Genomic DNA, 14413 nt, shown 5'->3' with positions numbered 1-14413 from the left:
CTGTAAGGGTTGCGGAGCGAATCGCACCGAACCGACTTCAAACGGCGTCCCGGGTCCTAATTGTCGGGGAATGGGGCGCGGCGTTGTAGCTTTCGCTGCCGGGCGGGCATCATCGGGGTCTAAAGGTCGGTGGCACCATCGGCGTCTAAGTGTCGGTTTTCCTTGACCTTCGATCGGGGCCGACTAAGCTGCCCATATGCACAAGACAATCCCTGAAGATATCGACGCTTTGGAAACGCAGGAGTGGGTAGACTCGTTTCGCGACGTGGTGGAACTGGATGGACCGCAGCGCGGCCAGTTTCTGCTATCGAAAATTCGCGACTATGCGCGGTCGGCCGGCCTGCCGTTTCCAGTCAATGCCAGCACGCCCTATGTGAACACGATCCCACGGGACCGCCAGCCACCGTATCCTGGAGACCGCGCGATCGAGCGGCGGTTGAAGAGCTACATTCGCTGGAATGCAATGGCGCTGGTTGTCCGATCTAACCGGCGATCACCGGGCATCGGCGGTCATATTTCCACGTTTGCCAGTTGCGCGACGCTATTTCACGTCGGAATGAATCACTTTTTTCGCCCCCATACGAAGGAGCGCAGCGGCGACCAGATTCTTTTTCAGGGTCATGCGTCGCCCGGCATTTATGCACGATCCTACCTTCAAGGTCGGCTTTCGACGCAGCAAATGCACAACTTTCGACGCGAGTTGGCGGCGGGCGGTGGCTTGAGTAGTTATCCGCACCCGTGGTTGATGCCTGATTTCTGGGAGTTTCCGACGGTCTCGATGGGATTGGCGTCGATCACGGCGATCTATCAGGCGCGATTCAACCGGTATCTTCTCAATCGAGGGATGGCGGATACCAGCCACTGCCGCGTCTGGGCATTTCTGGGTGACGGTGAAATGGACGAGCCGGAAAGTCTGGGTGCCATCACGTTGGCATCTCGGGAGCGGCTGGATAATCTGACGTTCGTCATTAACTGCAATCTGCAGCGACTCGACGGGCCGGTTCGCGGAAACGGCAGCATTATTCAGGAATTGGAGGCCGCTTTCGCGGGCGCGGGGTGGAATGTCGTCAAAGTGCTGACCGGCGAGGACTGGGATCCGCTGTTCGATGCGGATACGGATGGCGCGTTGCCTGCACGCATGGCGGCCGTTGTGGACGGGGAGTGGCAGAAGTACACAGTTGAGACCGGGGCCTACATCCGCGAGCACTTTTTCGGCAAGGATCCGCGGTTGACGAAGCTTGTTGAGCATCTGAGCGACAAGCAACTCGAGAAACTTCGGCTGGGGGGGCACGATCCGGAAAAGGTGTATGCCGCGTACCGGGCGGCTGTCGAGCATTCAGGTCAGCCGACCGTCATCCTGGCTCGCACAATCAAGGGATATGGCCTGGGCGAAGCCGGAGAAGGCAAGAACATCACTCATCAGCAGAAGAAGCTGAACGATGAAGAATTGCGCGACTTCCGGGATCGGTTTGAGATTCCGATTTCTGACAAGGAATTGCGGGATGCGCCTTTCTATCGACCGCCGCAGGACAGCCCGGAGCATCGGTATCTGATGGAAGTGACGGCAGCACGCGGCGGACCGGTGCCCAGTCGCCTGGTTCGAGCGCAGCCACTGGAGACCGTGCCGGCGAAGCTGTTTGACGAATTCCGAGAGGGCAGCGGTGATCGCGAAGTTTCGACGACGATGGTCTTCGTGCGGCTACTCACGAAGCTGCTGGCGGATAAGCAGATCGGTCGAAACATCGTGCCGATCATTCCGGATGAAGCTCGAACCTTCGGCATGGAGACGCTGTTTCAGAAGTACGGCATCTATGCCCACGCCGGACAGAAGTACGAACCGGTCGATTCGCATACGCTGCTGCGCTACCGGGAGGAACGTGACGGCCAGATTCTGGAGGAGGGCATTACGGAAGCGGGATCCATGGCGTCTTTCGCGGCTGCCGGATCGGCCTACTCGACGCACGGCGTCAACATGATTCCGTTTTACACGTTCTATTCGATGTTCGGTTTTCAGCGCGTGGGAGACAGCATCTGGGCCTGCGGCGATCAGCGATGTCGCGGATTTCTGATGGGCGCGACCGCCGGGCGAACGACGTTGGCCGGCGAGGGCTTACAGCATCAGGACGGCAACAGCCATCTGATGGCTACGCTCGTTCCCAATCTGCTGGCGTACGATCCTGCATTTTCGTACGAGCTATCGATCATCATCCAGGAAGGCATCCGCCGCATGTTCAATCGATGCGACGACGTCTTCTACTATATCACCATCGGTAACGAGCCTTATGCCATGCCAAAGATGCCTGAGACGGCGACCGCCGAAGGCATCCTCAAGGGTGTGTATCGCTTTTCGCAGGGCGAGCGGAAACGGAACTGGCCGCGGGTTCATCTGCTGGGCAGCAGCGCGATACTGCGGGAGGCCATCCGTGCCCAGGCGATGCTGTCGGAGCGATTCAAGATCAGTGCCGAGGTCTGGAGTGTGACGAGTTATCAGCAGTTGCGGCGCGACGCGCTGATGACTGAACGCTGGAATCGGCTGCATCCGATGGAAACTCCGAAGAAGTGCTACTTCGAGCAGCAGTTTGCGAATGAAGAATATCCGATCGTTGCGGCGTCGGATTATGTCAAGCTCGTGGCCGATCAGATGGCGCGTTTTGCGCCGGCCGAGTTCGTGGCGCTGGGCACCGACGGTTTCGGGCGGAGCGAGGCGCGCGAAGACTTGCGACGATTTTTCGAGGTGGATGCGGAGTCGATCGTTATCGCGACGCTCGATGTGCTTGCCAGGCGGGGCGAAGTTGCTCGCTCGGTCATCGCGGACGCAATCAAGGAATTCGGCATCGATGTCGATCGGGTGGATCCCTCGCGTGCCTGATGTCTCGACCAACAGAATCAGGTAGGGGCATCGAATGGGAATTCGGCAGGTACCGCCGATTGGTACTTCGGGTCGGCAGGGTTGCCGCAGTCAGCATTGTGATCGTGTGCGTGCTTTCGGGCTGCCGGCGATCGGAGCAAGCTGGATCGGCTGAATCGGCCTCCGCCAGGAATTCCATCGATTCAATTTCAACGCAGCCTGCCCACCTCGAAAACGGCACCCGGCCGGAGGTTGATGAAGCTGCATTAACCCGGCTGTTCGAAGCGAGACGGCGGGTCTATGCGGATGTGGATCGCATCTTTGAGCGGGCGGATTTCTATCGGCCTGATGAGTCCAGCGCACCGGCGGAACTGATTCAGCTTTGTCCGCTGATTGTCCAGGAGGTGCGCGATGACGACGGATCTGATCGCCGCCTGAGGATCGTCGGCCCGGTCAATCCGGACACGGCGAGCGCGCGATGGGATGCGGCGCACGCGACTGTTTTTTTCGACGAGTCGGAAATCCGGATCGTCGGCCGACGGCATCGCCGGATTCGCTATGCCTGGCGGATCGAGACGACGTCGCCCGGGGAAGCAGATGTCGGCGAGGTGGATGTTGAATCGGACGCAGGGACCTGGCGCGGCTTCGAGATGGTGCTCGGCTCTGATATGTTCCCGGCGATCTATTCATTGCTGCCGGAGACTTCGGAGCCTTCGCCGCTGCGCACTATCTTCGTAGCGAGCTCGATCGAGAAATCAGCGATGGCGTCTTTCGGGGAGGCGCTCGAAGGCCGACATGCCGTTGTCGAGCCAGACGTCAGCGATCATCCCGATGTGGTGGTGGCGCGCGTGCTCGATGACGGACCGATGCCGATGGGACCGTTCGCATATGCAGCGGCCGAGAATGGCGCGATTACGACACTACTGTGCCGGTGCATGCCGTCCCAGGTCCGCGATTTTTCAGGAAACACGACGTACCGTCTTCAACATGCGCCGGCGACAATTTCCGCAGTCTGGCGCGGGCACGCCCCGGGCCATGATACCGAGGCGTGGGCTTCTCTTCGCATTCCGCCGCAGTTCTGAAACCGATGCGGTTTCGGGATGCACTTTACCAATAAAAAGCGGCACGGTGTGTGTCGGTTTCGGGCGCGGCGTAAATCTCCACTGAATCCAATTTGAGTCGGGGTTATTCAGAGCCGAATTAGTGTCTGTGCGCGGCGAAGCGCCGGCGGTGTGCCGCGTTGCCGACATTCACACACTTGGGTGCATCGGGAGAGCGAGATCCATATGGACGTCAAGTTCATCAACGCCTTCGTCGGCTCAATCGTTAATGTCTTCAAGACGATGCTTGCCACGGACGTTCGCGTCGGCAAGCCGCAGATGAAGGAGGCCGAGATGGTCTCCGCGGAAGTGTCCGGCATTATCGGATTGTCGGGCGAGGTGCAGGGCAGTGTTGTGTTGAGCTTCAATGGCGACGTCGCCAGCCGGATTGCATCCAAATTCGCCGGGACGGAAATGACGATGGAATCTCCCGATTTCTCGGATGCCATCGGCGAGTTGGCGAACATGGTCGCCGGCAATGCGAAGAAGGACTTTGTCGGCTATGAGGCGAGCATTTCGCTCCCCAGCGTCATCCTCGGGGCAGGTCACAAGGTGATGTCCTCGAAGGCGCGGCCGTTTCTCGTAATTCCTTGTGACACGACGCTGGGTCGTTTCAACGTGGAAGTGGCGATTGTGGCAGTCAAGAAGCCGGTCATGGCAGGAGTTTGACGCATGAGCCTGAAGATACTACTTGTGGATGACTCAAGAACGATTCGAAACATCCAGAAGAACACGCTGAAGATGCTCGGTCATACCGACGTGACCGAAGCCGCCGACGGCATCGAGGCGCTCGCATGCATCGCCAAGCATCGCCCCGATCTCATGCTTGTTGACTGGAACATGCCGAATATGGACGGCATTACGCTGATCAAGAAGGTCCGCGAAAGCGACAAGAAACTTCCGATCATCATGGTGACGACCGAGGCGGAAAAGTCTCGCGTTCTTGAGGCGCTGAAGGCCGGCGTGAATAACTACGTGGTTAAGCCTTTCACGGCCGAGACACTTTCGGAAAAGATCGCCCAGACCATGGCAAAGTTTGCGCCGGCGCCTGCGGCCTCGGCGAACTGACGGCGTTTCCAGCGAATCATTCCACGAGTGATCGCGGTCCAACATGAAAGCCCGTGCCGCGCGAGAAAAATCGGCGCAGCACGGGCTTTTCGATTTCTGTCGAGTCGCGGTGATGCGGACAGTCGCGGGCGTCAATCATTCGTCATCGGATGAGTCTTCATCGGCGTCATCCGAGTCGTCGGAATCGGAATCATCATCCGAATCCTCATCCTCGTCTTCCCCATCGGCCTCAGCAGATTTCTTCGCTGATTTTTTTTCGGAAGAAGCATCGTTCTTGGAAGCGGATTTTCCGGCCTTCTCTTTGATTGCATCATATTCAGAGAGTGCAAACTTCGCGGACTTGGTATTGGGGTATTTGTCGATGATCCGCTTGTAGTACTTCACGGAGTCGGCAGGATCGCCGTATTGGGCGAGGGCCCTTGCGCATCGGAGCCACTTGTCGGCCTGACGTTCTTCCTTGGCCGATTTGATCTTCTCCATGATGCTGCTGTTGCCCTTCATTTTCTTGAGCTTCTCTTTGGCGGTCTTACCCTCCTTGGTTTCGGAGTAGTCCTTTGAGAGCTGCTCATAGGCTTTCATGGCGCCTTCGTAGTCGCGTTTCTGGTAGAGCTTGTCGGCTTTGGTGGCGAGTGATTTTGCAGAACCGGAGACGAGAAAACTCTTACCCTTGGCGGGCGTTTCCTTCACGATCTTGGCAAGCGGTTCGTCGATGGTGGCGGGATGTCCTTTCCACACGACATTTCCGTCCGGATCGATGATAAACGAGGTTGGATACCCATCGATCCCGAACGCGTCGCGCGTGGTTTCGCCGCCGGCGGCGACGACATAATTCATCTTGCGAGAGCCAAGGAATTTGGAGACCGTGGCAGTCGGTTCGTATGAGACGGCCAAGAGAACGACGCCGTCTTTCTTATATTTTGCCTGCATTTCATTGAGATGCGGAATACTCGCGATGCACGGACCGCACCAGGTGGCCCAGAACTCGACGACGACGATCTGACCTTTCAAGTCTGCCTTCGTAACGCTCTTCTTCCCCTTGGGAAGATTGTACCATTTGTCGACGGTGATCTCCGGCGCCTTGTCGCCGATGTTAACGTCGGCGCGAGCCGGCTCGAAAGTTACGAACAAGAGGCAGATAATCGGCAGAATTCGTTTGATCATGGCAGTCGTTTCTCCAATACAGGAACTGAGAATTCGCCACAGTTTTCAGGATCAGCCCACGAAATTGCATAAAGAATGGCCGTGTGGCCGCGACACGACACCGAACATGCGGCCCGAACGGACCATTGCCGTACGCCCTGTGGGCATAATGATAAAGTACGACAGGCCATCAATCAATCCACAAGCGAAAAAGCTGCCCGAACCATCGCCCGGGAGAAAAGGCTGGCTTCGACGGGCTCAATTCGGCAGGACGGGCATTTATTTGGTCTTGTCGCCCCCGGATTTCAAGCAGCATTGCTTGTACTTTTTGCCGCTACCGCAGGGGCACGGATCGTTTCGACCGATGTCTGCACCGTTCTTGCGAATCGGCTCGACGGGTGGAGGAAGGGGTTCTTCGTCCTCGCCGGGCCGGGTCTTGCGGGCCTGGGCCTCGGCTTCTCGTCGCCGTTCGTAGTGCCGTTCGAATTTGTCGCCTGTACTCACGGTCAAGTGCCTCCCGAATTGAATGGCTGATGCAACTTGATTTCTACCGCGCCCAGCCTGGATTCGACAGCCGGGGGGCATCCCCGGCATGCTCCGAAGTTCGTTATCGTTCGAAGATGTTGGAAATGCCGCCCAGCACCGAACCCTGGTCCTTCTTTGTTGCATATGTGCCGACGATCCGCCCCGCAAGTCGCGAGAAGGGCAGAGACTGTAGCCAAACCGACCCGGGGCCGCGAAGGCTGGCGAGAAAGATGCCTTCTCCGCCGAAGAGCGTGGTTTTGATTCCACCGGCGCTGGTGATGTCATATTGCACGCTGGGTTGAAAAGCCACCAGGCAGCCGGTATCGACGCGCAGCTCCTCTCCGGGGCCGAGGTTGCGCCGTACAATGGTTCCGCCGGCATGAACGAAGCCGATGCCGTCGCCCTTGAGTCGCTGCAAAATAAACCCTTCCCCGCCGAACAAGGCGACACCGATCTTCTTCTGGAACGCAATGTCTATTTGCACGCCGCGTGCCGCGCAGAGGAAGGCGTTCTTCTGGCAGAGGATTTCTCCGCCAAGCTGATCGAGGTGCATCGGGACAATTTTTCCGGGATAGGGCGACGCGAAAGCGACTTTTTCGCGGCGATTGCTCATTGCGCCAAAGGTTGTGAGAAACAGGCTTTCGCCGGTGACCATTCGTTTGCCGGCGTCAAAAAGCTTCCCGAGTAGGCCGGACTGTTTCGACGGGTCACCGAAAACCGTTTGCATCTGAATGCCCTGCGTCATGTACATCATGGCGCCTGCCTCAGCGATCACCACCTCATTGGGATCAAGGGTGATCTCAACGAACTGCATGTCGTCACCGATAATCTCGTAATCAATTTCATCCGCCGTTCGATTCCGGGGCGCGGGGGGCGGACCGCCCGAGCCGCGAAGTGCTTCAGCGAAGGCCGCGACATGCCGGGCTTCGGTCCAGTTGGCGGTCGTTGGGCCGTAGACCAGCGTCTGAGAGCCTTGAAGCGTCGGGAGCCTGGCGAGCAATTCGTCCCGGCTCATGGGGCCAATGGGTTGACCGTTTTCTGCGTAGTACCAGCCGCTTTCCATGCCCATAGGATTCGGACCTTTCAGATTCCGGTTTTCCCGATCAAAGGGACCGGTCTTCACATTTTCGACGCTTAGCGGCGTTTGGGCCGCGAGAGCGAATGACAGACGCTCGAATTATTGGTAAGTCTGATTCACGTTATTCGCAGATGAGAGCGGCGGTTCCAAAGATACGCCATTATTGGAAGCACTGTAGCTTTCGGAATATTCGGGCGCACGCACCCAACCGATGAATAGTAAACATACTGGGAGCGTTGTTGGCGTCCATAGGGGCAGAGGACATGAATTCTACCAAACCACCTCGGGTGATCCGACCTTCCGGCTCGCATTCTGATCCGCGAGACCGAGGCTCGGCGGGGCGGGACAATGCGCCCGATTTCGAGTTCGGCGCGCCCGCCGCTCCGGGTATTCCCTGGCTTGGATTGGGAATGCTCATCGGCGGTGCCGCGACGGGATTCTATTTCAGCGATCGCGCCGACTTCCTGCTTGGAGAGGTGGCGGCCGTTCTGCTTGGGGCGTTCGGGCTGCATGGACTCTGGCGTGGCGGATTCCGGAAGCTCGTGATGCTGCCGGTGACGATCGGGGTTCTCGTGCTGGTCAGTGCGAAGCCGGATTTCGCGGATCCGCTCATTCGTGCGGTTCGCGGGGAATCGAGTCTTGCGGGCAACATGGCCGCGTGCGCGCTTGCGATTGTTGGTTCACTGTTGACTGCGGGATGGCTTGTTCGGACTGTGCGGCAGCGTGTCATTATTCGCCGACCGATGCTGCTCGGGGCTGACCGGTTTGTCGGAGCCACGGTCGGGCTTGCCGAGGGCGGGTTGTTGCTTCTGGTGATTTGCTGGGCTGTCGTATTGGCGGAGAAGCCGTTATCTCAGGTGAAAGACCACACATCGTCCGAGCCTGGATCGGCGCGACATGCATTGGCGTCGGGCATGTTGAGATTCGTAGCGGACATTGACGGCAGTCCGCTTCAAACCCTTGTCCGAAATTATAACTACCTCGAAAGCGTTCCCTCTGTTCAGGCAGCGATCCAGCAGATGGAGCAGGCGGCGGCCAACCCGGAGGGGTGGAATGGGTCGGCCTCGGGGCTGACTGAACTTCTGCAGAATGTCGATCCGGCCGCGCTTGGCGAACTCGGCGAGGTGGCGAAACGGCTACAGTCAGATTCCACCGCTCGACCCGGCTCAAGTCGTCGCGCTGGCTCACAGCGCCAGTGACTTCGCGAGGCTGGGGTTCACTGGGCTTGGCTCCGGAATCGGAAGACATCTTCCGATTATGGGAAGTTAAGCCGGTCGAATCGAGATGCGATTTCATCCACGTGGATTTCCGCAATCGATGTGATCGGGGCATCTCGAGCGCCGTTATCGGATGCATGGTTATGCTGAGCCGACACGCCACGTCGCAATAACCTACCAATCAGGAATATGCGGATTGTGTCAACCCGCACTCCGTCAGCTCTGAACGCAATTCGGACCGAGATCGGACCGATTGTCCTAAAAGAAGCAACGGAGTGCGTATGGACCAAGGCATTTCAAAGGTCATCCCGCGCGGTCGCGCCAGCGTATGCAGGCACATTGAGCGCCGGCTTCATCGCGTGTGCAGTGGGGTTACTGCCCTACTGTTTGTAACCTCGATCAGCACCGCAACGGTTGAGGGGCAGGAATCGCCAATCGATCTCCTGCGCCGCGCTCGAACCGCGCAGGCGAGTCAACTGAGCAAACCGGGCGACGGTCGCGCCGATTCGTCCGCCAAGAATCCGGATCGTGACGATTCGAAAGCTCCCGGCTCGAACACAGGGACGGAGGACGAAACCGGCGGCGCGGCGAATGCCGCGACCGATTCGAGCCCGTCCGCGAATGCCGGCGCGGAAATCGAGACGTATGTTCGCGTGTCGGTGGACAATCGCGTGACGATGCATGTCGCCGGTCTGCCGCTCAGCGAGGCGGTTCGCATGATCAGCGAGCCGACGCAGAGAAACATCATCTTGGCGAAGGGCGTTGATGGAACGGTCACCGCGACGTTGTACGACGTGACGTTTGAGGCGGCGCTCGATGCAATGCTGCTCTCCAACGGGCTGGGGTACCGCAGCGAAGGCAGCTTCATTTTCGTTTATCCGCTGGAAGAACTGGAACGCTTCCGCGAAGCGGAGCGGAAGGTGGAGACGCGCGTCTTCCGTCTGTCCTATGTTCGCGCCGGCATCGTCAAGGAACTGCTGGAAACAGTGAAGAGCCCGAACGGCAAGATCGCCGTGACGCCGGTTGCCCAAGCCGGGCTTGGTGGGGCGAGCGGTCCGACCGATACCCATGGCGACGCGCTTTCGGGCGCGGACATGATCATCGCGACTGATCTCGCGGACCGGCTCGACGCGATGGAGGACCTCCTCGCAAAAGTGGATGTGCGGCCGGAACAGGTGCTGATTGAGGCGACGATTCTGCGTGCGTCGCTGAATGAGCAGAACGCGCTGGGCATCGACTTCACGACTGTCGGCGGAATCGACTTCGCGGAACTCAGCAGCACAAGCCCGGCGGCTCAGAGCATCACGACCGGACAGACACCGTCCTCCAAACTGGAACAGACCACGCTCACCGCGCGCACGGACTTCAACTCAAATGTGCCCGGCGGCGGTTTCACATTTGGAATCATCAAGGATCAGATCGGCGCATTCGTTCGGGCGCTCGAAACCATCACCGACACAAACATCATCGCCAATCCGAAGGTTCTGGCCTTGAACAAGCAGTTTGGCCAGGTCATCGTCGGTCGCCGCGACGGATACCTGACCACAACCATCACGGAAACGACCGCTGTTCAAACGGTGGAGTTTCTTGAGACCGGAACGATTCTTACCTTCCGGCCGTTTATCGGCAGCGACGGATACGTCCGCATGGAGATCCATCCGAAAGACTCCACCGGCGGTCTGACTGCGGCAAACCTGCCGTTCGAGCAGACGACCGAGGTCACGACCAACATCATGGTCAAGGACGGGAACACGATACTGATCGGCGGCCTCTTCCGGGAAGTCGGCACTTCGACGCGTTCGCAGGTTCCGTTGCTGGGCAACATTCCCGGTCTCGGAGCAATGTTCCGGTCAACGAATGATGACACGATTCGCGAAGAGGTGATTGTGCTGCTGACGGTTCACATCGTGAAGCCCGAGGCTGATTTCAAGGCGAGCGAAGAACTGGGAGACGACGTCGAGCGCTTCCGCGTCGGCATGCGGCGCGGCGTGCAGTGGTTCGGACGAGAGCGGCTGGCGCAGGCTCACTTCAGCTGGGCGTTGAAGCATCTGGCGCGCGGCAATCTGGACAAGGCGCTCTGGGACGCGGAGATCGCGATGCTGAATTACCCGCGTCATGTCGAAGCACTCAAGCTGGCGGAGAAGATCAAGGGTCAGCGCATGTGGGAGAACGAGGCATCCTCCGTTCGCACATTTGTTCGCGATCAGATTCTACGGAGCCGAGGCATTGAAATGCCGGCGTTCGGTCGCCCGGCGCCGCCCTATGTCATTCCTGAATCGGATGACATGGAAGCAGACCCCTGGTTCATGGAACAGTCCGAGCTGGATTCGCGGGGCGGCGAATCGATTGATGCAAAACCTGACAGGCCGGCCACGAGTCAGACGGGGGGTGGTCAATGAGAACGTCGTCGGACAGGTTTAATCGATGGCCAGGCCGCTGGCCGCGCTTCGGCCCGCTTGCGCACATTCTTGCGCCTGCGATGTTCATTTGCTGCGTAATTGGCTGCTCTCAGTCTGAATTCAGCCCCGCGATGAAGCGGCATATGGAGAATCAGCCTCGTGAGAAATCCGTTCAGCGATGGAACGGCGTGCGTGGCGATGTCACGCTTCGACTGGCCGAACAGCACTTCAGCGCGGGAAGACTGGTCGAAGCCGAAGCCACCTTGAACAAGGTCATGGCGATGTCGCCGGAGTCGGCGGAGGTGTTCAAGTTTGCCGCACGACTCTATCTGGAGCGCGGGCAACTGGCCAAGGCGAAGGAGTCGGTCGTCGCGGCGATCCATGCTCCCGGTGCGGACGCGGAGTGCGAGTACCTCGCGGGCATCATTGAAGAACGTTACGGTGAATTGGATGCGGCACTCTCGCACTATGTCAACGCGTTGAATCAGAAGCCCAACACACCGGAGTACGTCCTGGCGACCGCGGAATTGTATATCGCGACGGATGATCCGCATCGCGCGCTCGAGCTATTGTTGACGCGGGTGAAAGATTTTGATGACTTTCCGACCATGTCGGTACTTGCGGCGCAGGTGTGCCGTATGTTGGGGCTGACTGACGATGCCGTAAATTTCTGCCGTCAGGCTCTGCCGGATTTCACTGATGATGCCGCTGTTCGTGCTGAACTTGGCACGATCCTCGCCTGGGCCGGGCGACACTCGGAGGCGATTCAGGCACTCCAGCCGATTGTCGATCGTTCCGTGGGCCGAGGCCGAAAGTCGCACACGCCTTCGGGCGACGCCAAGCAGCCGATTCCCGCGAGCGTGCGCCGCGTTCTCGCCGATTCGTACCTGGCGCTGGGCCGAGGGAATGAAGCACGACGGATTCTGAGAACGGTGATGGCGGATGATTCGGCCGATGCTCACGCATGGACACTTTTCTGTCGGTCCGCCATCAACGACGGTGAACTGCGAATTGCCGATGAAGCGATTCAGACATTCAACCGGCGAAGCGCGCCCACGGCCGAGACGGTTCTGCTGGAAGGATATGTCTCGCTTCTTCGCGGCCGGCCGGAAATGGCACAAAAGCTCGCCGAGCGGGCAATCGCGATGGACGCTTCGCTGGAGGAGGCGAGATTGCTCTGCGCCGAGGCTCTGCGAACGATGGGTGCATTTGACGCGGCACGCCGCGTTTGTCGCGAAGCCGTTGCAGCGGGCAGACCGTCGGCGGCATTGACGGCGTTTCTGGCGGAGTTGTCACTGGTTGAGGAACCCGCGGTCGTAAAAGACATCCAACCGGCGCCTGCGACGGCCGAATCGAAAGACCCGCGCAAATCGGGTTTCACGAGTGCATTCGGGATGGCCGCTGTGAGCGACGAAGGAGAGGGTGACGAGTAATGGGCGATCCGGTGCTCAAGCCCTGGTCCCTCTGCGAAGAGGAGATGGAAACTTCCGCCGTGGAGCCGCAGGCCCTGCCGTCAATCGAATTGGACGCTGAGGGCTGGGGCGGGGCATCGCTTCGCAAGTGGCCGACAATTCCGAAGATTTCTCCGTATTGGGCGCTGGGTGGATTAGTGGCTTCAATCAGCTGGTGCATGTGGGGATACATCCGGTCAGGGCGGCAGGGACTCTCGTCGGGCGACACGATGGTCGTATTTTCGCTCCTTGTGGTCAGTGCCGTCGTTATGGCAATTTCAGGTTTAATGCGACGCGTCGCACTGCAACGCATGGTGGAGGCGATTCGTCGCGGCCTGACCATTGACCGAGAGACGGGCAAACAGGTGCAGTCGTCCGAATTGGGCGTTGTCTGGCGGGCAGTGGAGGAGCACTCCGCCAATATCCAGCGGCGTCTGGCGGAATTGGCTGATGCTCATGGACAGGCGTCGCTCGAATTGACGCTGGCGGCCGCTCAGCGACGGTTGTCGTCCATCATCTTCTCCGCGATGCCGGATCCGCTGATGGTGCTGGATTCGTATGGACAGTTGATTCAAGCGAACACGGCCGCCGAGAACGTCTTCGGATTTCAGTGCGAGGAGAGCCTTCGTTCACCGATCGATTCGATCATCGTCCACGACGAGATGCGCAAACTGATTCGGCAATCTCGCGAAGCGGAACAGCGTGTCGCCGAACGACGAGCGGAATTTCTGGTCGGGGACAAGTTCTACGGCGTTCACGTGATTCCACTTGCGCTGGGGGTCAAGGCGGCTGAGGGGGCGTCGGATCATGGGCTGATTGTCAATCTCCGTGACATCACTCGTGAGCGGGAGGCATCTCGAAAGAAAAGCGAGTTCGTGGCCCATGTCGCACACGAACTGCGAACGCCGCTTTCCTCGATTCGAGCCTATGTTGAGATGCTGGTCGATGGCGAGGCAGCCGACGAGGCGACCCGCAGGGAGTATTACGACATCATTCAAACGTCGGCGCAACGACTGGGGCGGCTGATCGACAACATGCTCAATATCAGTCGGATCGAGGCGGGCACGGTGCGCATCAACAAGGAACCGATTGCAATTTCAATGGTGGTGAAGGAAGCCTGCGATGTCATGCGTCCGTCAGCGGAAGAGAAGAAGATCACGCTGACTGAACAACTGACGCCCGTGATGTTTCGCATTCTGGCGGATCGGGATCTGCTCTATCAGGCGATACTGAACCTGATCAGCAATGCCGTGAAGTATACACCCGAGGGCGGCGAAGTTGTTGTTCGCATGTCCCCGCGGGAGGAGCAGAAGACGATCCTCATCGAGGTGCAGGACACCGGGGTAGGCATACCGAAAGAGGATTTGCCGCGAATGTTCCAGAAGTTCTTCCGGGTGGAGGCGAACAAGAACATGGCCAAAGGCACGGGCCTCGGGCTGAATCTGGTCAAGAGCATTGTCGAGTCCGTTCATGGCGGCCAGATCACGCTGGCCAGCGAAATCGGCAAGGGCAGCACATTCGGAATGATATTTCCGTTGATGTCATGATCGAAGGCGTTCCGTACCTGGATCGCCGAAACTGGGGGAA

At 58.8% G+C, this 14413-nt stretch carries 10 protein-coding genes and 1 pseudogene; 8 read left to right on the top strand and 3 right to left on the bottom strand.

Going from position 1 to position 14413, the window contains the following annotated elements; translation table 11 throughout:
* Nucleotides 1–196 precede the first annotated feature (196 nt).
* From aceE to KF841_12910, 4 genes are all read left to right on the top strand, one after another.
* On the top strand, nt 197–2869 hold the full coding sequence (gene aceE, locus KF841_12925) for a pyruvate dehydrogenase (acetyl-transferring), homodimeric type (protein ID MBX3396259.1): 2673 nt from the start codon (nt 197–199) through the stop codon (nt 2867–2869).
* Nucleotides 2869–3930 carry a hypothetical protein gene (locus KF841_12920; protein MBX3396258.1) on the top strand — a complete coding sequence of 354 codons (1062 nt, stop codon included), beginning with the start codon at nt 2869–2871 and terminating at the stop codon, nt 3928–3930. The genes aceE and KF841_12920 overlap by 1 nt, the downstream gene beginning before the upstream one ends.
* A gap of 204 nt (nt 3931–4134) precedes the next feature.
* Nucleotides 4135–4617: a chemotaxis protein CheX gene (locus KF841_12915; protein MBX3396257.1), complete on the top strand. Its 483-nt coding sequence runs from the start codon at nt 4135–4137 to the stop codon at nt 4615–4617.
* Nucleotides 4618–4620: 3 nt separating this feature from the next.
* On the top strand, nt 4621–5016 hold the full coding sequence (locus KF841_12910) for a response regulator (GenBank protein MBX3396256.1): 396 nt from the start codon (nt 4621–4623) through the stop codon (nt 5014–5016).
* A 135-nt stretch (nt 5017–5151) separates the two neighbouring features.
* Here KF841_12910 and KF841_12905 read toward each other — a convergent pair whose 3' ends face one another.
* The 3 genes and pseudogenes from KF841_12905 to KF841_12895 form a co-directional block, all read right to left on the bottom strand.
* On the bottom strand, nt 5152–6177 hold the full coding sequence (locus KF841_12905; GenBank protein MBX3396255.1) for a redoxin domain-containing protein: 1026 nt from the start codon (nt 6175–6177) through the stop codon (nt 5152–5154).
* A gap of 258 nt (nt 6178–6435) precedes the next feature.
* Nucleotides 6436–6549, bottom strand: a pseudogene (locus KF841_12900) (SEC-C domain-containing protein).
* 214 nt (nt 6550–6763) lie between these two features.
* Complete coding sequence (locus KF841_12895) at nt 6764–7744, bottom strand: TIGR00266 family protein (protein MBX3396254.1); 981 nt, start codon at nt 7742–7744, stop codon at nt 6764–6766.
* A gap of 278 nt (nt 7745–8022) precedes the next feature.
* On the opposite strand from KF841_12895, the gene KF841_12890 reads away from it, so the two are divergent.
* The 4 genes from KF841_12890 to KF841_12875 all read left to right on the top strand — a co-directional run bounded on the left by KF841_12890 (nt 8023) and on the right by KF841_12875 (nt 14373).
* Nucleotides 8023–8958, top strand: coding sequence for a CvpA family protein (locus KF841_12890; GenBank protein ID MBX3396253.1), 936 nt, complete (start codon nt 8023–8025; stop codon nt 8956–8958).
* Between the two features lie 299 nt (nt 8959–9257).
* A complete protein-coding gene (locus KF841_12885) occupies nt 9258–11375 on the top strand; it encodes a hypothetical protein (protein ID MBX3396252.1) in 2118 nt (705 codons plus the stop codon).
* Between the two features lie 143 nt (nt 11376–11518).
* The gene (locus tag KF841_12880; protein MBX3396251.1) at nt 11519–12808 is read left to right on the top strand and encodes a tetratricopeptide repeat protein; all 1290 of its coding nucleotides are present in this window, start codon (nt 11519–11521) and stop codon (nt 12806–12808) included.
* The gene (locus tag KF841_12875) at nt 12808–14373 is read left to right on the top strand and encodes a PAS domain S-box protein (GenBank protein ID MBX3396250.1); all 1566 of its coding nucleotides are present in this window, start codon (nt 12808–12810) and stop codon (nt 14371–14373) included. The genes KF841_12880 and KF841_12875 overlap by 1 nt, the downstream gene beginning before the upstream one ends.
* Nucleotides 14374–14413: the final 40 nt, after the last annotated feature.

Source organism: Phycisphaerae bacterium (genome assembly GCA_019636475.1).
Taxonomy (GTDB): domain Bacteria; phylum Planctomycetota; class Phycisphaerae; order UBA1845; family UTPLA1; genus JADJRI01.
Note: the sequence above shows the minus strand (reverse complement) of the source record. Positions and strands in the feature narration are given on the sequence as shown.